Genomic DNA, 19,576 nt, shown 5'->3' with positions numbered 1-19,576 from the left:
TTGTTGTGTGTACCGCCGCACTGAAATCGGGACGCGCGGGCACTGTTATTGCCTAACGGGCTGAAATCCTGACTGGCTTTGGGCTAGAATGGCGCGCGCTGGCGGTATTGACCAAAGAGAGCCCGATGAAAATAGTCGTTGATGAGAATATGCCCCACGCCGTGGAGCTGTTTGCCGAATTCGGTGAGGTCGTCCCCCTGCCAGGGCGGCAGATGCAGGCGCAGGATCTGCAGGATGCCGATGTCCTCCTGGTGCGCTCCGTCACCCGGGTCGATGCGGCCCTGCTGGCGGATTGTCCCAAATTGCGCTTCGTCGGTACCGCCACCATAGGGACGGATCATGTGGACAAGGCGCTCCTGGCGAGTCGCCACATCCCCTTTTTCAGTGCCCCCGGCTGCAACAAGTATTCGGTCGGTGACTATGTGCTGAGCTCCTTGCTGGTGCTGGCCGAGCGCTACGAGCTGGTGCTCGCCAACCTGACCCTGGCGGTGATCGGTGCCGGCAACACGGGTGAGTGCGTGGCCGGCAAGGCCGAGGCGCTCGGCATGAAGGTGCTGCGCTGTGATCCGCCCAAGGCCCGCAGTGGCGCGGCGGGGGAGTATGTGGATTACCAGAGCGCCCTTGGCGCCGATATCATCAGCTTCCACGTGCCCATCACCCGCGAGGGGTCGGATGCCACCTTCCATTTGCTGGGGGAGCAGGAGATTGCCAGGCGGCCCGCAGGCCAGATCCTTATCAACGCCTCCCGCGGCGAGGTGTGGGACAACCGGGCGCTGCTTGCCCGCCAACAGGGGCCTGAACCACTGCGGCTGGTAATGGATGTGTGGGAAGGGGAGCCCGATCCGTTGCAGGCGCTGGTGCCTCATACCGAGATCGCCACGCCCCATATTGCGGGCTATAGCCTGGAGGGCAAGGCCCGTGGCACCTGGATGCTCTATGAGGCGCTCTGCCGCCAGCTGGGGCGCGAGCCGCGCCAGGATCTGCGCCGCCTCCTGCCGCCGCCCGATGTGCGGCTGGTCGAGCCTGGCCGGGCGCCGGATCAGGCGTTGATCAAGCAGCTGGTGCACCTTATTTATGACGTGCGCCGCGATGATGCCCGTTTTCGTAACCGGCTGGGGCTGCCCGGCAGTTTCGATGCCCAGCGCAAGCACTACCCGGAGCGCCGTGAACTATCCTCCCTGCAGATCGGGGGGGAGCATGCCAGCGCGGCGTTGGGGGCCTTGGGATTCGATATCTCCCGGCCCTGATCGGGTGGCCCAAAGCGGCCATTCGCGCGTGATTGCCAAGTTATTACCGAACCGGTGCCGAGTTCCTTGCACCGGTTCGGACGTTTCAGGCAGACATCAGTCTGCCGACCATGGCGCCTGTCGGCGCCATCGCACCATTTTCAGAGGAGAACAGAATGAGCCAGCAGTTTAACGTAGCGGTATTGGGCGCAAGCGGCGCCGTGGGTCAGGCGATGATCGAGATCCTGGAGGAGCGCGAGTTCCCGGTGGCGACCCTCTATCCGCTGGCCTCCAGCCGCAGCGCCGGGGAAACCGTGCGCTTTGATGGCAAGAACCTCGAGATCCAGGATGTCGAGGAGTTTGACTGGAGCCAGGTGCAGATCGCCCTTTTCTCCGCCGGTGCCGAGGCATCCGCCAAGTGGGCGCCGGTTGCCGCCGAGCACGGCTGCATCGTCATCGACAATACCTCCTGCTTCCGTTACGACGAAGATATTCCGCTGGTGATCCCGGAAGTGAACCCGGACGCCCTGGCGGATTTTCGCAACCGCAACATCATCGCCAACCCGAACTGCTCCACCATCCAGATGCTGGTGGCGCTCAAGCCCCTGCACGACGAGGTGGGCATCGCCCGCATCAACGTGGCGACCTACCAGTCCGTCTCCGGTTCCGGCAAGGAGGGGGTGAGCGAGCTGGCCGGCCAGACCGCGCAGCTGCTCAACGGCCGTCCGGTGGAACCGAGTCTCTATCCGCAGCAGATCGCCTTCAACCTCATTCCGCAGATCGACAGCTTCACCGACAATGGCTACACCCGTGAAGAGATGAAGATGGTATGGGAGACCCAGAAGATCCTGGGGGATGCCAGCATCGCCGTGAACCCTACCTGCGTGCGGGTGCCGGTGTTCTACGGCCATGCCGAGGCGGTCCACGTCGAGCTGCACCAGCCGCTGGATGCCGAGCAGGTCAAGGATCTGCTGCGCCATGCTCCCGGCGTGACCCTGTTTGACGAGGAAGAGGATTATCCGACCCCGGTGCGCGACGCAACAGGCAAGGATGAGGTGCTGGTGGGCCGAGTTCGCCAGGATATTTCTCACCCTTGTGGTGTAAATATGTGGATCGTGGCCGATAACGTTCGTAAGGGCGCCGCCACCAACAGCGTACAGATTGCCGAATTGCTGGTGCGCGACTATCTGTAAGGGCTGAAGGCAGTATGGGGACGCGGCAGGGAGCGCCGCGTACCCGGGCACCCGATACCGGCACTGGTGCACCTGATCCGGGTGTGACCGGGGCCGCACTACGTTGCATCCAGATTCTGTTGTGATATCAACTGATTAAGTTTTTTCCTACACTCAGGAACAAGTTGGGTGCTAAATGTGTCGGACTGCTGGCTTGCGATGCAAGCCTGATTTATATTGAACCGATTGTTTTGGGGTAACTATCCAGATTTTTCAATGTGATAGGGCCGTCATACGAAGGAACGAATATGGGACATTCCCGCATAACGTTGGCAACGCTACTCGCACTGGGCCTGCTGGGCCCGGCCCAGGCCGAAGATCCTGCGCGCGCGCCTTTTTTTGTCGAGCTGAAAGGCCCTGATCAGCCTGAAGCACCTGCCGTCAATACTCAGCAGCAGGCCGAGCCGGCAGCAAGACCCGTGGCACAACCGGTGCGTGCCACCGCCCAGCCCGTGGTTCGTCAGGTCGCCACCGCCAATGCGGGCAACTATGGCCCGATCCGTCCGACCGATACCCTGTGGAGCCTGGCGAACAAGTACCGCCCCTCCAGCCGGGTCAGCGTCTACCAGACCATGGTCGCCATCTACGAGAAAAACCCCCGCAGCTTCGCCGATGGCAACATCAACCATATCTTGGTGGGGTCCCGCATCTTGCTGCCCACGGCGGCAGAAGCGAGCGTCATCACGGATGCCGAGGCCCGCGCCAAGTTCCGCAGTGACAACGCCAGCTGGAAGGGGCTGAGCCCCAAATATCTGGCTGACAAGCAGGCTCATACCGCCAAGCCCGTGGTGGCCAAGGCGGCCCCTGCCAAGCCTGAGCCGGTCAAACCCGAACCCGTGAAAGCGCCTGTGGCTCCCGCTCCGGTCGTCAAGCCGGCGCCCATTCCTGCACCTGTCGTCGAACCCAAGGCACAACCGCAGGAAGTGGCCAAGGTAAGCGAATCCGCCCCGAAAGAGGCGGTGGTCCCGGCCCCGAGTGCGGCAGCCGAAACGGCGCCGACCCCGCTGCCGTCCGATCTCGACAAGCCGGTGGGCCAACCGGCGACCGAGATGGCGCTGGCGCTGGAAGATGCCAATGCCCAGCTCGGCCAGATGACCGAGATGAACCACAGGCTCAAGCTGCGTCTGCAATCCCTGACCGAGGAGGTGGAAACCCTCAAGGCCCAGTTGCAGGATCAGACCGCGCTGCAAAAAGAGATTGCCGAACTCAAGGCCAAACCGGTACCACCGGTGGCGGCCGAGCCAGAACCCAAGCAGAACTGGCTGATGGACTTGCTCTCTTCGCCGCTCAACCTCGCCATGATCATCCTGCTGCCGGTGTTGCTGGTATTGGCGATGGTGACCCTGTGGTTGCGTGCCCGTGCCCGCCGCGAGCTGGAAGAGCAGGAGAAGAGCCTCTCCGAATCCACCGCCATGATGATGGATCAGGATCGCAACGAGTTTGACGACCTGCTCAGCGTCGATGTGACCGACAACGAACCGGTGCGCCCCGTGGTGCCGGATCTCAACACCCCGGACGGCTTTGCACCGGACGAGCCGGAAAAAGCGGATGTGGATCTGGTGTTCAGCGATGAGGGCGAGATGGAGCTGCAAGGCTTCGAGCCCGAGCGGATGCCGGCCCAGAGTGCGAGCCGCGATCCGGATCTGGTGCCCGACCTCGATCTGGAGCATGACGAACCGGTGGCGCTGGACAGTGAACCCGCCATGGATCTGGCCGGCGAGTTCAATCCTAAGCCGGATGCCGCCGACGAGATCATGAGCGAAGAGGAGCTGCAAGCGGCCCTGTTTGCCGAGCTGGATGCCGATCTTGCTGCGGATATCGAACCCGAACTGAACCAGCACGCCACTGATAAAGAGGCGGATGATGAGCTGGCAAGCTTCGATCTCAGCGATTTCGAGAGTGCCTTCGACGCGCCCACCGATGAGGTGAAGAGTGAAGAGGCGAAGGGTGATGAGGCGATCGAACTGAGCGCAGACAGCAGTGCCGACGAGATGCTGGCCGAGCTTGGTCTGGAGCCTACCGGTACCCAGGATGCCAAACCGGAACTGGAGTGGGATCCCAACGAACTGGCGCTGGCCGATTTCGAAGATGCCTTCACCGAGGTGGAGTCTCATCCGAGCGATGTGCAGCCGCGCGAGCAGGCTGAGGAGAACGGCTACGTCGAGATTGACAAGCTGCTGGCCGAAGCCGATGCCGGTGTGCCCGAGCAGGAGCCTTACCAGAACTTCTCCCTGGACGTGGGGCTGGACGGTTTCCCCGAAGTGTTGCCGGAGTCCACCGGGTTTGACGTGGACGCCGACGATGGCGGCGTGGGGGCCAAGCTGGATCTGGCCCGCGCCTACCTCGAGATCGACGACAAGGATAGCGCCCGCGAGCTGCTGCAAGAGGCGGTGGAGCAGGGGAGCGATCACCAGCGCGCCGAAGCCGAGAAGCTGCTCAAGCGCCTTGGCTAGACCAGCGCCTGCAAGACAATGACGACAGGGGCAGCCGGCAGGCGGCCCCTTTTCTTTCGGCTTTTTGGGATTTTTGAGACGAGGCGCGTATAATCCGCCAGTTTTCTTTCACCGTCCTTTTACAACAAGACAAGTTTATCCATGCGAATTGCCCTAGGTATTGAATATGACGGCAGCCGTTATTTTGGCTGGCAGCGTCAGCGCGAAGTGATCAGCGTGCAGGAAGAGCTGGAAAAAGCCCTCAGCCGCATCGCCAATCATCCGGTCTCCATCCAGTGTGCGGGCCGAACCGATGCCGGAGTCCATGCTACCGGTCAGGTGATCCACTTCGATACCCACGCGATCCGCAGCGAGTCCGCCTGGACCCTGGGGCTCAACTCCAACCTGCCTCCGGATATCGCCGTGCGTTGGGTCAAGGAGGTGGACGAGGAGTTCCACGCCCGCTTCAGCGCCACCGCCCGCCGCTACCGTTATGTCATCTACAACCACAACTATCGCCCGGCGATCCTCGGTAGCGGCGTCAGCCACTACCACGAGACCATCGATGCCGAGCTGATGCACCAGGCCGGTCAGTATCTGCTTGGTGAGCAGGATTTCAGCTCGTTTCGGGCCATCGGTTGCCAGTCCAAGACCCCGTGGCGCAATGTGACCCACCTGTGCGTCAGCCGTCAGGGGCCCTATGTGGTGCTCGATATCCGCGCCAACGCCTTCTTGCACCACATGGTGCGCAACATCACAGGTTCACTGCTGCTGGTGGGGCAGGGGCTCAAACCTGTGGAGTGGATCGCCGAGGTGTTGGCAGCTAAAGATCGCAACCTGGCAGGGCCGACAGCCAAGGCCGGTGGTCTCTATCTGGTGGACGTGGATTACCCGGCAGAGCTTGCCCTGCCGCGGGTGCCGCTCGGTCCGCTGTGGCTGCCGGACTCGGCACCGGGTACGACCAGTTTTTAGTAACTGCGCCCGAAAAATTGTGGTTTAATGACCCGTCATTTGTTGCCATCGAGCTATTAAGTCATTGAACAACCAAGGCTCGATGCGTGTTGTCAGGCACAAAAGCATTAAGGAATTCCATGAGCTGGCTTGAGAAGATTCTTCCCAAGAGCAAGATCACTGCCCCTCGTCGTCACAACATTCCGGAAGGGGTGTGGACCAAGTGCAGTGCTTGTGAACAGGTGCTCTACCGGGCAGAACTGGAGCGCAACCTCGAAGTGTGCCCCAAGTGTGATCATCATATGCGCATCAGCGCCCGTGCCCGTCTCGAGAGCTTCCTCGACGAGCAGGATCGGACCGAAGTCGGTGCCGAGCTGGAGCCCCATGACGTACTGAAATTCAAGGATTCCAAGCGCTACAAGGATCGTTTGTCTGCCGCTCAGAAAGAGACGGGAGAGAAAGATGCGCTGGTGGTAATGAAAGGGACCCTCAAAGGGGTGCCGGTCGTTGCCTGTTCATTCGAATTCTCCTTCATCGGCGGCTCCATGTCCTCCGTGGTCGGTGCCCGTTTCGTGCGCGCCGTCGAGGAGTGCCTGAAGGATGGTCGCGGCCTGGTCTGCTTCTCTGCCTCTGGCGGTGCCCGCATGCAGGAGGCCCTGTTCTCCCTGATGCAGATGGCCAAGACCAGCGCGGCGCTGGATCGCCTCTCCAAGGCGGGCCTGCCCTATATCTCTGTATTGACCGACCCCACCATGGGTGGCGTTTCCGCCAGTCTCGCCATGCTGGGTGACGTCAACGTGGGCGAACCCAAGGCGTTGATCGGCTTTGCCGGTCCGCGAGTCATCGAGCAGACAGTGCGCGAGAAATTGCCGGAAGGCTTCCAGCGCTCCGAGTTCCTGCTGGAGAAGGGTGCCATCGACCTCATCATCGACCGTCGCGAGATGCGCAATCGTCTGGCCAGCCTGCTTGCCAAACTGATGAATACGCACGTCATCGAAGAGTAAAGATGAGCTCAAACATGCAACAATCCCAAAGCCGGTCGCTGGTCGACTGGCTTTCTTATTTGGAGCAGATCCACCCGGTCAATATCGACATGGGGCTGGATCGGGTCGGTCTCGTCGCCCGCCGTATGGAGCTCACCGAGCTGCCGTTCAAGGTGATCACGGTGGCGGGCACCAACGGCAAGGGCTCCAGCTGCGCCATGGCGGCCAGCATCCTGATGGCGGCGGGCTATAAGGTCGGCGTCTATTCTTCCCCTCATCTGCTGCGTTTCACCGAGCGGGTGCGGATCAACGGTGAAGAGCTGGCCGATAACGATCACTGCGCCGCGTTTGCCGAAGTGGAAGCGGCCCGTGGCGAGACGGCCCTCACCTTCTTCGAGTTTGCCACCCTGGCTGGGCTCTGGCTGTTTCGCCGTGCCGCGCCGGACGTACTGCTGCTGGAAGTGGGGCTGGGCGGCCGGCTCGATGCCACCAATGTGGTGGAATCTGATGTGGCCCTGATCACCTCCATTGCGCTCGATCACTGCGACTGGCTGGGGGATACCCGGGAGGCGGTGGCCGTGGAAAAAGCGGGCGTCTATCGCGCCGGCAAACCCGCCATCAGCGGTGAGCCTAATCCGCCAGCCACCATTGCCAGCGAAGCACAGCGCATCGGTGCCAATTTGCATCAGGTCGGCATCGACTTTCGTGGTGATGAGCACGACAGCGGTTGGGATTATCACGGTCTCAACCACTGGTGCGATCTGCCCAAACCGGCCCTGCCGCTGATGAACGCGGTGACTGTGCTGGCTGCGCTGGAATCCCTGGGTCTGCCGCTGCCGGAGTCTGCCATCCGCGAAGGGTTGGCGAATGCCCGCCTGGCTGGGCGGATGCAACAGCTGCAAACAGCGCCGTTGGTCATCGTCGATGTGGCCCACAATCCCCATTCGGCGGCCTATCTGGCCAGCCAGCTGCGCCAGATCCCTTGCAAAGGCGTGCGCCGGGCCGTGGTCGGCATGCTGAAAGACAAGGACATGGCGGGATCGCTCGCCGAACTCGATGGCCTTATTGACGAGTGGCATCTGGCCAGTCTCACCGGGCCGCGTGCGGCCAGCGCCACCCAGCTGCGCGATGCGCTGGGGGAGGATAGGGGCCCGGCACAGACTCACGATGCCGTGGTTGACGCCTATCGGGCTGCCCTGGCTGCATCGAGTCCGGATGATATGGTCATTGTGTTTGGTTCGTTTTACACTGTCGCCGACATTTTAGCGCAGGTCCCCCGCTAGGGCAGCCTCCTGCCCCCGCTTGCGGGGGCCTGCCGCGTATCGAGTTAAGTAAAGCTAGGAGTCAACTTGGCCTCGAAGTTTCAAAACCGTCTGGTGGGTACCGTCATCCTGGTGGCCCTGGTCGTCATTTTCCTGCCGGATCTGCTGGATGGGCAGAAGCTGGCGCAAAAGGAGGAGGCATTCGCCAAGATCCCGCTGCGCCCTGAACTGGAGCCCGCTCGTCCCGAGCTGCAGGTTTCTGCGGCCAGCACTCTGCCTGCCGAGCATCAGGCCAGCCAGCAGCAGGCATCGGCGGCCCAGCAGTGGCAGGTGGAAGAGATCGCCGATCCCATGACCCTGGCCAACCAGGGGCAGAGCAGCGCCGCTCAGCCAACGGCACCTGCACCAGTCGAACAACCCAAACCGCAACCCAAGCCCGAGGTGGTCGCCAAGAAACCGGTCGAGCCACCCAAGCCGGTGGTCAAGCCCGAGCCTGCCAAGCCGGCCGAAGTGGTCAAGACGCCGCCCAAGCCACAGGCTGGCCAGATCAAATCCCTCGACGATCTGATCGAGAGCAAGATGAACACGCCGACCCAGCCAGCCCCCGCGCCGGCACAGGGCAGCTGGATCCTCCAGCTCGGGGCTTTCAAGAATGTCGACAGCGTCAATGCGCTGGTGAGCAAGCTGCGGGCGGCGGGCTACTCGGCCCACACCTCGCCGCGCACGCCGGTGCAGGGCCAGCTCAACCGGGTCTTTATCGGTCCGGATGTCTCCAAGGCCAAGCTGCAGGGGATGCAGGGACGGATCGCCCAGATGACGGGCCTCAGTGGCTCGGTCGTCTCCTACAATCCGTAACGCCAGCCAACGACAAACACACCGCGCCCCGTGCGCGGTGTGTTTTTATCCGCCAGTGTGCGGCTGGCGTGCGGGTTGGGATTTGCGGCCACTTGGGGTAGGCTGGCTCCTCCGTTACCTGCAGGAGTACAAGATGATCCTCTCCACCACCCCCACCCTGGAAGGCAAGAGCATACGTGAATACCGCGGCATCGTGGTTGGCGAAGCCATTCTCGGGGCCAACGTCTTCAAGGATCTGTTCGCCGGGATCCGCGACATCATCGGCGGCCGCTCCGGTGCCTATGAAAAGGAGCTGGCCCGGGCCAGGGAGATCGCCTTCGATGAGCTCAAGGAGCGCGCCGCGGCACTCGGCGCCAACGCCGTGGTCGGGATCGATATCGACTACGAAGTGGTGGGCCAGAGTGGCAGCATGCTGATGGTGAGCATCAGCGGTACCGCTGTGGTGGTGTAAGCTAGTGATGCTCCAGCCAATGCCGGAGCAATAGACCACCGTTTTATGAAAGAGGCCGCAACTGCGGCCTCTTGTGTATTCAGCTGAAGGAGACTCAGGGTAGGGCATCGGGCCGGAAGCTGGCACGGATCTGGGGCACTAGGGGGGAGACCTCGAACCCCTTCTCTTCTCCCAGTACCGGGTGGAGCAGGGGCCGGTCGGCGATGGGGGTGGTGTCCCCTGCCAGCAGCTGGCGGGTGGCCTGGCCCATCTGGTAAAGCTGGCGCACCGGAGCAAACTGCTGGGCCAGCGACAGGGGGTCGTCGGCCCGGGCAAAGGCCATCATGGGGATCTGGTAGCTGGCATCGCGCGGCGGCTTGTCGCCGTGAATGCCCTTGCCCGCTGACATCAGGAAGGGCTGGTGATCGCCAAAGGCCACCACCAGGTAGCGCTTGCCCGATTGATCCAGCGTCTTGATCAGCCGCTCCAGGGATGCCATGGCATCCACCACCCCGGTGTAGTAGGTGTTGAGCAGCTGTTTGTCCGACTCGCTCTGGGTCGGGCAGGCGCCATTGAGTTCCTGTCCCTGATAGCGGGGGCCATCGAAGGGGCCGTGCCCCTGCATGGTGACCGCATAGGCAAACAGGGGTTGGCTGTCCTGCTCACTGCGTTTGAGCAGATGGTCGATCAGCGCATCATCCGAGATATAGAGTCCCTTGTGCTCCAGAGTGGTGAAGCGGGTATCGAACCAGCGCTCCTCGTAGCCAAGGGCCGGAATGGCCTTGGCGCGGCCCCAGAACTTCTCCACATAGGGGTGGGCGAACAGGGTCTTGTAACCGCTTTGCCTGGCGCTTTGAGCCAGCCCGGGCACCTGCTCCGAGAGGTAGTAGTAGGGCACCACCCCCTGTTTGAGCAGGCCCACCGGCAGCCCGGTATTCATCTCGAACTCCGCCAGCACCGTCATGCCCCCCGTGGTGGGGGAGTGGATGGTCTTGCGCCACTGCTGCACGCTAGCGGGCAGGCTCAAGGTGGGGGCAGGGGCGCAGATCCGCCCCTGCCAGTCGAGCATCAGTGATTCATATTGCAGCACGATCACCAGATCCCAGCGTGGCGCGATTCCCCGGGGAGGATGGCTCAACTGCGGCGTCAGCTCGTTGATCTGCAGCGGATAGCGAAACACGCTGCCGCTTTGCAGCATCTCGTCCACCAGGTTGAACAGATAGAGGCCGGGGCCGGAGCGGATGATGTCCCTGTGATAGTTGACCGCCCTGTCCACGTAGCGAATGTTGGCTCCCAGCAGCTTGTTGCCGGTCTGGGTGGCGAATACGCACAGGGCAAAAAATGCGGCGGTGGCGGCGGCGGTACGCAGCACCCAGCGCGACAGGGCGAAGCGCCAGCACAGAAACAGCGCCAGCAAAGTGGCCAATATCGGCAACACCGGGTGCTGATCGAGCAGGATCCGCACCAGGGCCAGCAGGTTGCCAAGGTCATCACCGCCAAGGGGTACCCCATAGATGGCAATCTTCATGAAGTTGGCCAAGAGGCCGATGCCGGAGAGGGTGGTGAAGACCAGCCCCATATAGAGGTTGAACCCCGCCAGGGCGCACAGGCCCCAACCCAGCACCATGCTGGCCCAGGCCAGATAGTAGTGTTCCGGCCGAAAACCCGACCAGAGCAGAAATTCCCCCAGCTTGAACACCACGAAGCCGTGCAGCAGCACGAAGGTGAGGTTGCCAAGCAGCAGGCTGCCGAGCATCCGCCAGCGCATGTTGCGCCTGAGTCTGGGCATCAGTACCCTGAGCATGACGGCGCTTAAGGCCAGCACCAGCACCAGGCTGGTGAACAGATAGGTGAGATTGAATCCCCGTTCCGGCAGGGTTTGCAGGATCTGGCTGAACTCGGCGCTCTCGGGACGGTCTGCCAGCAGCAGGCCGATGCGCAGCTGATAGCGGCTGGCGAGGGCATCGTCCGGTGCCCGCAAGGTACTGTTGAGGTCAAGGGTGCAGCGGGCCTGTCGGCAACGCTGACGCTTGTCGACCCGCTGGCTCAGCTGGTCGATCCGCTCCCCCTTGTCATTGAGCAGTTCGACGCGCACCCTGTCCTCGGGTTGCAGCGGTTTGAGCAGTTGCCACTGGCTGCGCACCACCAGATAGAGGCCACGGCTGTCGCTTTTATAGAGCAGCGAGTGGCGGGTGAGGGTGGCCAGGGGCTGATCGGCGGGCCCCAGCACCAGCGGTTGGGCACGGCCGAGCCAGCTGCCCGGATTGATGAGGGGCAACACCAGGGTAAACAGCAGCAGTGCGCACAGCAGGGCGAGCAACAGGGTGGGCAGACTCAGGATGCGGCCCGTCGGGCGACCTGAGGAGGAGACGTTCATATGAGCTCGTCCTTTGAGCGAGTGAGAAAGAAAGCGTGTATCCGCATACTGTTTGACCCGATGGTGCTGACCTTGTTCCTGCTTGTCAATTTAATGACGGCTTGATGAATATTGGGTGACGATACATCCCTGCAAATTGTGATCCTGATCGAGAGGCTGCACGGATTCTGTGATGAAAGCGTCATCATGATGTTTTGCCGCTGGTTTGGGGAGAGTGGGCTGTTTAGTCTCTCAATAGAGCCGGGAGGTACATATATGAATCCTAAAGTGATGGCGCGTCAGGCCAGATTGCTGCGCATGCTGGAGAGCAAGGAGGAGGTACGGATCGGGCGCGAGCGCGATTGCCCGCTGCCCGTGGGGCAACTGGTCAATCTCAAGGAGACGCATCCCGCCGTGCTCAAGGTCTATCGCCATGGCCTGACGGCCGAGGTGTTCCACCTCAAGGTCGATGGCCATCACTGGTGCCTGAAGCGGCGCCGCCAGGATTCACTGGTCGCCAATCTCGATGGCAAGACCGCCTTTCTGACCGAGCTGGAGCGCCGCCGGGAAATAGAAGCGCTGCGCGAGCTCCATCCCACCATCCTCTCCCACGTGGTCTGCACCAGCTATGGCTCGGCCCGGGCCGGCATCCTGGTCTCTCCCTGGCTGCGTGGCGTGCCGGTGCATAGCCTCAACGAGCGCAATCTGGCCCAGATGCTGGAAGTGGAGGGGGAGCTGGCCCGCTGGGGCTGGTTTGACTGGGATCCGAGCCCCGGCAACCTGCTCGATGACGGCGAGCAGATCAGCGTCTTCGATTTTGGCTACATGTGGACCTTCGATCCCCGCTTTGAATACAACTCCAACGGGCTGGTCGACCCCCAGTTTCATGTGCCGGAGCGGCTGGAGACTCGCACCCTCTCAGGGCTCTGGCTCGATGAGCCCGATCCCTTGCCGCAGTTTCGCTACTGGCGCGAGCTCTGCCTTGCCTGGGTGAAGCAGGAGATCCTCCATCTCGGTCGCCAGGGGGCGAGCGCCCCCGTGCTGGCGCGGCTGCATGCCCTGCAGGGGGAGTGGAGCGCGGCGCTGGCCAGTGACGAGGCGCTTGCTGCCAACTGGTGGCGCGACATGTATCGCAGCCACAAGCTCGATGTAGCGGACGATCTGAGCGGCCAGAGCTGCGGCCCGCTCACCCTGCGCCGTCTCGACTGGCTGGAGCAGGCGGTCACCGATCACTATCCCTTGCTGGTGGATAACCTGCCTGGGCAGGAGGAGAGCACCAGCCAGGATGACATGCTGGTGCGCTTGCAGCGACAGCGTCGCGAGGCCATGGCCTGCCAGCTGCCGGTGGCGACGCCGGCCTGAAACAGGGTCAACCGTGAAGGCAAAAAAAGAGGGCACCCCGGGGTGCCCTCTGCTATGGAAGCTGCTTAATCCAGCAGCTCCTGATGGAGGCAGTTGACTATGTTGCCGGCGTCCGACTCCTGTACCAGGAAGCAGAGGTTGTGGGCACTGGCACCGTAACAGATCATCCGGATGTTGTGATCCCGCAGGGTCGAGAAGACCTGGCTGCCGACCCCGTTCACCTCGCTCATGCGGTTGCCGATGAGGGCCACCAGCGCAAGCCCCGTCTCCACTTCTACCTTGCACAGCTGCCCCAGCTCCGCCAGCACCTTGTCACTCAAGACGGGCTCGCCGTTGCTCTGGCTGCCGGTGTGATCCAGGGTGAGCGACACGCTCACCTCCGAGGTGGTGATGAGATCCACCGAGATGCGGTGGCGGGCCAGGATGCCGAACACCTCGGCCAGAAAGCCATAGGCGTGGAACATGTTGAGGCTGTGCAGGGTGACCAGCACCTGGTTGCGGCGCAGGGCCACGGCGCGAAACAGCGGGCTCGAATCCGTACTGGAGCGGATCCAGGTTCCCCCCGCCGCCGGATCCTTGCTGGAGCCGACAAACACCGGAATGTTCTGGCGTACCGCAGGTTGCAGGGTCGCTGGATGCAGCACCTTGGCACCGAAGGTGGCCATCTCGGCCGCCTCGACGAAGCTGATCTCCGGGATGGGACGAGCGCGGGTGACGAGGCGCGGATCCGTGGTGTAGATGCCGGGCACGTCGGTCCAGATCTCTATGCTGCCAGCGTCCAGCGCCTCGGCGAGCAGGGCTGCGCTGTAATCGGAGCCGCCCCGGCCCAGGGTGGTGGTGCGACCGTCGCCATCGGCGCCGATGAAGCCCTGGGTGATGATGAGGGTATCCCCGAGCATGGGGGCCAGGGCTTGCTGGCAGAGGGTGCGGGTGGCAGCGATATCCACGGTGGCCTTGCCAAAGCGACTGTCGGTGCGCATCAGCTGGCGCACATCCTGCCAGTGGGCCTTGACGCCGCGCTGGTGCAACAGCTCGGTAAAGAGGCGGGTGGAGATGAGCTCACCACAGGCGATGAGGCGATCGGCCAGCTCGGCGTCGGTCTGCTGGCTGGCCTGGCGCGCCATGGTGCGGATCTCGCCAAGCTGGGCCCGGATGAACTCGCTCACGTCGTTCGGGTGGCCCAGATCGGCCAAAATGGCGTGCTGGATCTCCGCCAGCTTGCCCAGTTGCGCCTCCTGGCCCGTCTCATCCAGCTCGCCCTGGGCCAGCGCTACCAAAAGATTGGTGACGCCGGCGCTGGCGCTCAGCACCACCACCCGGGTGGCGGGGTTGGCCAGCACGATATTGGCGCAGTTGTTCATGGCCGCGGCGTTGGCGACACTGGTTCCGCCAAACTTGGCGACATTGATCGGGCTCATTGCGTACTCCTGTCTTAATATAAAAATCCGGTTCCATCGGGCAAAAAGAGAGGAGGAGGCTGAAAATGGCAGGAATGATCGAAGCTATCCCGGCCAGAAGCACTCCATCCGCAGAGCCCATCCCGTACCCGCCCTGTGAGAGCGCGGTGGGGGATGACCACTACCGATGACAACCCGGGGGATTCAGCCCCCGCAGCCGACAGCGAGGCATCCAGTTACCTCGTCCATCTCGGCGCTGCTCCCCCTGACCCAAGTTCACCGGACTCTGGCGTCCTCCCTCGGGCTGCCTGGGCAGCGCTCCTCTTCTGGCTCCACCGTGGCGGTGGAGTACAATTAGAAATAACCTGCGTTGGATTACACTGTCAATCGAGTTTGTGAAAAAGTTCAAATTAGTCTTCAACCAAACGCAGAATCAACAAGTTACGCAATGCTCTTTGACAAAACCTTGGAGCGGCGCTGCCAGTTGTAGAGGCGCTGGCGCGCCACCGGCAGCTCTTCCACCTCCAGCGGTTCGAAACCCCGTTCCCGGAACCAGTGGATGGAGCGGGTGGTGAGCACGAACAGGCTGCGGATCCCGAGCCGCTTGGCCCGCTCGGCCACCTTGGCCACCAGCTGATCCCCGCGATTGGAGTTGCGGTAGTCGGGGTGGATGGCGACGCAGGCCATCTCGGCCATCGCCTCCTCGTGGAAGCAGTAGAGGGCGGCGCAGCCGATGATGAGACCATCGCGATCTATGATGGTGAACTTGTCGATCTCCATCTCCAGCTGCTCGCGGGAGCGGCGCACCAGGATCCCTTCCTCCTCCAGCGGGCGGATGAGGTCGAGAATGCCGCCGATATCCTCTATGGTGGCGGCGCGGGCCTGCTCGGCGCTTTCGCGCACTATCTGGGTACCGAGACCGTCGCGGCTGAACAGCTCCTGCAACATGGCGCCGTCCTCCTTGTAGCTCACCAGGTGGGAGCGGGGCACGCCGCCACGGCAGGAGGCAATCGCCGCGCGCAGATAACGGGCGGTACCCGACATCTCGGCCCCCGCCTGTTCCAGCTCCACCAATAGCTCTTCGGCCTGCTCGGGGAAGAGCTCCGAGATGGCCTCACCGTGTCTGTCCATCACCCCCTGGGTGCTGCTAAAACAGATGAGCTTGTCCGCTTTCAAATCCACTGCCACCCGGCGCGCCACCTCCTCGGAGCTGAGGTTAAAGCTCTCGCCGGTGACCGAGCAGCCGATGGGGGAGATAAGCACCAGGCTTTTCTGATCCAGCTGGCGGGAGATCCCCTCCACGTCGATGCGGCGTACCCGGCCGCTGTGGCAAAAATCGATGCCGTCATCCACCCCGAGCGGCTGGGCGGTGACGAAGTTGCCGCTCACCACGCTGATGCGTGCCCCCTGCATGGGGGTGTTGGCCAGCCCCATGGAGAGCTGGGCCGTGATGTCATATTGCAGGCCGCCGCACACCTGTTTGATGAGGGCGAAGCTCTCGTCATCGGTAACCCGGGTGCGCTTGTGGTACTGGGCGTCGATGCCGGCGCGGGCCAGCGCCTCGTCATTTTGCGGACGTGAACCGAACACCAGCACCAGGCGTATCCCTAAGGTCTGCAGCAGGGCGATATCGCTGACGATATTGGCAAAGTTGGGGTGGGCGATGGCCTCGCCCCCGATCATCAAGACAAAGGTGGCACCCCGATGCACGTTGACATAGGGGGTGGATTGCCGGAAAGCATTGACCAGACTGGGTTCGCGTTCACGCACTTGAGGGATCTTCCATAAAAAAACAGCGATTCGCTCAATATATGAAAATAAATTCACAAATCAAGATTAAATATTGATTTGTGGGGTTTCTGGTCCCGCCGTTGTTTCCCTTGTTCAGCTGCCTTGGCGGCTGGTGAAGAGGAGGGGGTGAGCCATCGCTGGATTATGCAGGGGGAGCTCTGGTTGATCCGGGGCGATAAACTGTTATCTTCGATATTCCTTTTCGTCAGCTGTGCGATGACACAGGGTTTTATACAAGGACAGGGTTCATGGAACAGATTATTTCGCCGGCAGATGCGCTGCCGGGCCGCCGCGAGGCGATGGTGATTGGCCAGCAACATGCGGTGAACGGTCACCCGACTCAGGGCCCCTGGCCTGAAGGGATGGAGATCGCCTGGTTTGGCATGGGGTGCTTCTGGGGTGTCGAACGTCTGTTCTGGCAGCAGCCGGGAGTCTATTCTACTGCCGCCGGCTATCAGGGCGGGTTGACCCCCAATCCCACCTATAAAGAGGTGTGCAGCGGCCTGACCGGCCACGCCGAAACGGTGCAGGTGGTGTTTGATCCCAAGGTGATTAGCTACGGCGACCTGCTCAAGCTCTTTTGGGAGCAACATGATCCGGCCCAGGGGATGCGCCAGGGGGGCGATATCGGTACCCAGTACCGGTCGGTTATCTTCCATGGTGACGAGAGCCAGCAGGCCATTGCCCAGCAGAGCCTGGCGGCGTTCCAGCAGGCCATGGTGGCCAGCGGCGACAGTCGCACCATTACTACCCGTATCCAGCCCTATGCTCCCTTCTATTACGCCGAGGATTATCACCAGCAGTATCTGGAGAAGAACCCGGATGGCTACTGTGGTCTGGGGGGAATTGGTGTGTGCCTGCCGCCGTCGCTCAACCGTTGAGGCAAGCGGTAGCTGGTTTTTAAAAAAAGTAAAAATATAAGATCAAAGTCTGGAACTTACTGCGACGACCGCTGACTAACTGATTAGCGTCCAGGGATCGGATGCAAAGTCCAGACACATTTCATGCCTTGAGAACCACTCGATAAGTGAACGGTCGGGTGGGTTGAAAATGATAGCAAGCAGGGCTGCCTGACAAGGCGGCCCTTTTCATTTTCTGGCGAAGGAGAGTGAAACAGGCGCGGATCAGGCGATCGCGCTGTCAAACAGGTTCTTGATGAGATCGATGAACTCTTCGAGGAAGGCTTGCTGTTCCGGGGTCGGGGCGCGCAGCCAGACGGCCGAGAGTACCTCTTCCAGATCCGCTACCACGGCATCCGCTTCCTGCATGATGACGAAACGCACCTTGGGATCGAGCTCGGGATGCTGCTCGCAGATGGCCATCAGGTTGCTGGCCACACGGCCGCTGACCAGATCCTCGATGGTCTCGCCCCCTTCACTCTGTTGTTGGGTCTCGAACAGTCCCAAACGCTCTACCAGATACTCGATCAGCGAGATATAGCCATCACTTTCTACCACCATGGGTGCAGCCTCAATACAGTAACAATACGAAAATCAGGCGTATTTTAGTGGCTTGACCTAGCTTGGCAAGCGGCAGAACAGGCGATATCGGGTAAAACTGACCCCGCCACGCTCCACACACTCCATCCCGGTCAGGGTAAAACCATGTCGTAAAAATAGCCCATAACTGAAGGCGCTGGCTTCGGTGGTCACCGCTTTGAGCCCGAGCAGAGGGGCGTTTGCCAACGCCGTGGTCAGCAGCAGGTTGCCAAGTCCCTGGCGCTGATGCTCGGCGCTCACATAAAGAAGGCTCAGCTGTCCGTCCTGGCTCAAGGTGACGAAACCCAGGGGCGTGTAGCCCCAGCAGGCGACCCAGCCGTGGTGCTCGCGAAGCTGATTGGCAAAGCCGGGATGATGGGCTCCCAAAGCCCACTGCTCCACCTGCTCCGGGCTGTAGTGCTCGGGGCCGGCGCGGCGCACCGTCTGTTCGAACAGGGTAATGAGGGCGGGGATATGTTGCTCACCCAGCGGGACGATATGAAGTTGCGACGTCATGACTTGGCCTGAGGAGCCTGCGGGCGTTTTGCCTTGGGCAAGCCGGCGACGACCCTTTCATAGGAGTGGTGCACCCAACCCTGCCAGAGATCCTCGGCCAGGGTGTTGCTCAGGGTGACCGTGTTCCAGTGCTGTTTGTTCATGTGCCAACCCGGTTTGACCTCGGGGTGGAGTTCTCGCAGCAGCAGAGCCAGCTCGGGCTCGCACTTGAGGTTGATGGTGAGGGGTTCCGCCTGCCAGTCCACCAGCGCAAACATCTTGCCGGCGATACGGTAGACCAGGATCTCCGGACCAAAGGGTGTGTCTTCGGTGGCGCCCGGCAGGGTGAGCAGAAACTGGCGCAAGTGAGTCAGGTCCATGGTGGGTTCTCGCGTAAGGGGTGATCCTGGTCATGGTTTGCGCATATCTATCAGGGGCTTGCTTCTGGTACTATGCGCGCTGCCGAGTATACCCCCCATCACAGAAGGAGCCCATTGGATGTTGTACCACAAGACCTTCGAGCTGGGTCCCGAACGGGATTGGGTGGTGTTCGTGCACGGGGCGGGCGGCAGCTCTTCCATCTGGTTCAGACAGCTGCGCGCCTATCGCGAGCATTTCAACGTGCTGCTGCTGGATCTGCGCGGCCACGGTCAGTCCCACAAGCTGCAGCAGGTGATCCTGGGCCACTACAGCTTTCGCGCCGTGACCGAGGACATCGTTCGTCTGCTCGATCATCTGAATATCCGCCGCGCCCACTTCGTCGGCATCTCTCTCGGTACCATCCTTATTCGCCATCTGGCGGAGCTCTGCCCCGAGCGGGTCAAGAGCATGGTGCTGGGCGGCGCCATCCTGCGCCTCGACATCCGCTCCCGGGTGCTGGTGCAGCTCGGTCGCCTCGGCCAGCATATCCTGCCCTACATGTGGCTCTACCGCTTGTTCGCCTTCATCATCATGCCGCGCCAGCATCATCAGGAGTCGCGCAATCTCTTCGTGCGCGAGGCGCGCAAGCTCTGCCAGAAGGAGTTCAAACGCTGGTTTCGCCTCGCTACCGAGGTCAATCCCCTGATGCGCTATTTCCGCGAGCGCGCCCTGCCCATTCCCACCCTCTATGTGATGGGGGAGGAGGATCACATGTTCCTGGCGCCGGTGCGCGAACAGGTGGCCCGCGATGCCAGCGCCTCCCTGATGGTGATCGAGCAGTGCGGTCACGTCTGCAACGTGGAGCAGCCCGAGCAGTTCAACCGCACCACTCTGGCTTTTCTCACCGCCCAGCGCCCCTGAATCGGGCGCCTTGCGGTTGCCGGCCGCTGTGGTACTCCGCTACTA

General features: G+C 61.9%; 17 protein-coding genes and 1 riboswitch. Of the genes, 11 read left to right on the top strand and 6 right to left on the bottom strand.

Annotated elements, in window-relative coordinates; all coding sequences use genetic code 11:
- Positions 1-125: 125 nt before the first annotated feature.
- The 8 genes from MRK42_RS12520 to MRK42_RS12485 all read left to right on the top strand — a co-directional run bounded on the left by MRK42_RS12520 (position 126) and on the right by MRK42_RS12485 (position 9,392).
- Positions 126-1,247, top strand: a complete 1,122-nt coding sequence (locus MRK42_RS12520) for a 4-phosphoerythronate dehydrogenase (RefSeq protein WP_338610251.1) — start codon at positions 126-128, stop codon at positions 1,245-1,247.
- A 155-nt stretch (positions 1,248-1,402) separates the two neighbouring features.
- The gene (locus MRK42_RS12515) at positions 1,403-2,419 is read left to right on the top strand and encodes an aspartate-semialdehyde dehydrogenase (protein WP_042025981.1); all 1,017 of its coding nucleotides are present in this window, start codon (positions 1,403-1,405) and stop codon (positions 2,417-2,419) included.
- Between the two features lie 287 nt (positions 2,420-2,706).
- Positions 2,707-4,911, top strand: coding sequence for a FimV/HubP family polar landmark protein (locus tag MRK42_RS12510; protein ID WP_338610248.1), 2,205 nt, complete (start codon positions 2,707-2,709; stop codon positions 4,909-4,911).
- 141 nt (positions 4,912-5,052) lie between these two features.
- Positions 5,053-5,862 carry a tRNA pseudouridine(38-40) synthase TruA gene (gene truA, locus MRK42_RS12505; protein ID WP_042025983.1) on the top strand — a complete coding sequence of 270 codons (810 nt, stop codon included), beginning with the start codon at positions 5,053-5,055 and terminating at the stop codon, positions 5,860-5,862.
- A 119-nt stretch (positions 5,863-5,981) separates the two neighbouring features.
- A complete protein-coding gene (gene accD, locus MRK42_RS12500; protein ID WP_026458562.1) occupies positions 5,982-6,845 on the top strand; it encodes an acetyl-CoA carboxylase, carboxyltransferase subunit beta in 864 nt (287 codons plus the stop codon).
- 2 nt (positions 6,846-6,847) lie between these two features.
- On the top strand, positions 6,848-8,107 hold the full coding sequence (gene folC / locus MRK42_RS12495) for a bifunctional tetrahydrofolate synthase/dihydrofolate synthase (RefSeq protein WP_338610244.1): 1,260 nt from the start codon (positions 6,848-6,850) through the stop codon (positions 8,105-8,107).
- Positions 8,108-8,173: 66 nt separating this feature from the next.
- Positions 8,174-8,941, top strand: coding sequence for a cell division protein DedD (gene dedD / locus MRK42_RS12490; protein ID WP_338610242.1), 768 nt, complete (start codon positions 8,174-8,176; stop codon positions 8,939-8,941).
- Between the two features lie 133 nt (positions 8,942-9,074).
- Positions 9,075-9,392 (top strand): heavy metal-binding domain-containing protein, encoded by a 318-nt coding sequence (locus tag MRK42_RS12485; RefSeq protein ID WP_042025987.1) that lies wholly within the window; start codon positions 9,075-9,077, stop codon positions 9,390-9,392.
- Between the two features lie 94 nt (positions 9,393-9,486).
- Here MRK42_RS12485 and MRK42_RS12480 read toward each other — a convergent pair whose 3' ends face one another.
- Positions 9,487-11,748: a sulfatase-like hydrolase/transferase gene (locus MRK42_RS12480; protein WP_338610239.1), complete on the bottom strand. Its 2,262-nt coding sequence runs from the start codon at positions 11,746-11,748 to the stop codon at positions 9,487-9,489.
- Positions 11,749-12,003: 255 nt separating this feature from the next.
- Between MRK42_RS12480 and MRK42_RS12475 the strand changes: the two genes are divergently transcribed.
- Complete coding sequence (locus tag MRK42_RS12475; protein ID WP_338610237.1) at positions 12,004-13,089, top strand: hypothetical protein; 1,086 nt, start codon at positions 12,004-12,006, stop codon at positions 13,087-13,089.
- A 65-nt stretch (positions 13,090-13,154) separates the two neighbouring features.
- On the opposite strand, the gene lysC is transcribed toward MRK42_RS12475, so the two are convergent.
- Together lysC and argA are read right to left on the bottom strand one after the other, a co-directional pair.
- Positions 13,155-14,507: a lysine-sensitive aspartokinase 3 gene (gene lysC, locus MRK42_RS12470; RefSeq protein WP_338610235.1), complete on the bottom strand. Its 1,353-nt coding sequence runs from the start codon at positions 14,505-14,507 to the stop codon at positions 13,155-13,157.
- 89 nt (positions 14,508-14,596) lie between these two features.
- Positions 14,597-14,820, bottom strand: a riboswitch (Lysine riboswitch).
- Between the two features lie 107 nt (positions 14,821-14,927).
- Positions 14,928-16,256 (bottom strand): amino-acid N-acetyltransferase, encoded by a 1,329-nt coding sequence (gene argA, locus MRK42_RS12465; RefSeq protein ID WP_042071699.1) that lies wholly within the window; start codon positions 16,254-16,256, stop codon positions 14,928-14,930.
- 269 nt (positions 16,257-16,525) lie between these two features.
- On the opposite strand from argA, the gene msrA reads away from it, so the two are divergent.
- A complete protein-coding gene (msrA, locus tag MRK42_RS12460; protein ID WP_338610233.1) occupies positions 16,526-17,158 on the top strand; it encodes a peptide-methionine (S)-S-oxide reductase MsrA in 633 nt (210 codons plus the stop codon).
- A gap of 243 nt (positions 17,159-17,401) precedes the next feature.
- On the opposite strand, the gene MRK42_RS12455 is transcribed toward msrA, so the two are convergent.
- The 3 genes from MRK42_RS12455 to MRK42_RS12445 are packed head-to-tail and all read right to left on the bottom strand — an operon-like array spanning position 17,402 to position 18,630.
- A complete protein-coding gene (locus MRK42_RS12455; protein ID WP_201939978.1) occupies positions 17,402-17,737 on the bottom strand; it encodes a DUF3802 family protein in 336 nt (111 codons plus the stop codon).
- 57 nt (positions 17,738-17,794) lie between these two features.
- The gene (locus MRK42_RS12450; protein WP_338610229.1) at positions 17,795-18,271 is read right to left on the bottom strand and encodes a GNAT family N-acetyltransferase; all 477 of its coding nucleotides are present in this window, start codon (positions 18,269-18,271) and stop codon (positions 17,795-17,797) included.
- Positions 18,268-18,630, bottom strand: coding sequence for an MmcQ/YjbR family DNA-binding protein (locus tag MRK42_RS12445; protein WP_224209390.1), 363 nt, complete (start codon positions 18,628-18,630; stop codon positions 18,268-18,270). Before MRK42_RS12445 ends, MRK42_RS12450 begins: the two co-directional genes overlap by 4 nt.
- Before the next feature lie 118 nt (positions 18,631-18,748).
- On the opposite strand from MRK42_RS12445, the gene MRK42_RS12440 reads away from it, so the two are divergent.
- Positions 18,749-19,531 (top strand): alpha/beta hydrolase, encoded by a 783-nt coding sequence (locus MRK42_RS12440; protein ID WP_338610225.1) that lies wholly within the window; start codon positions 18,749-18,751, stop codon positions 19,529-19,531.
- The last annotated feature ends 45 nt before the right edge of the window (positions 19,532-19,576 follow it).

It is taken from the genome of Aeromonas sp. 19NY04SH05-1, assembly GCF_040581895.1.
In the GTDB taxonomy this organism is placed as follows: Bacteria; Pseudomonadota; Gammaproteobacteria; order Enterobacterales; family Aeromonadaceae; genus Aeromonas; species Aeromonas enteropelogenes.
Note: the sequence above shows the minus strand (reverse complement) of the source record. Positions and strands in the feature narration are given on the sequence as shown.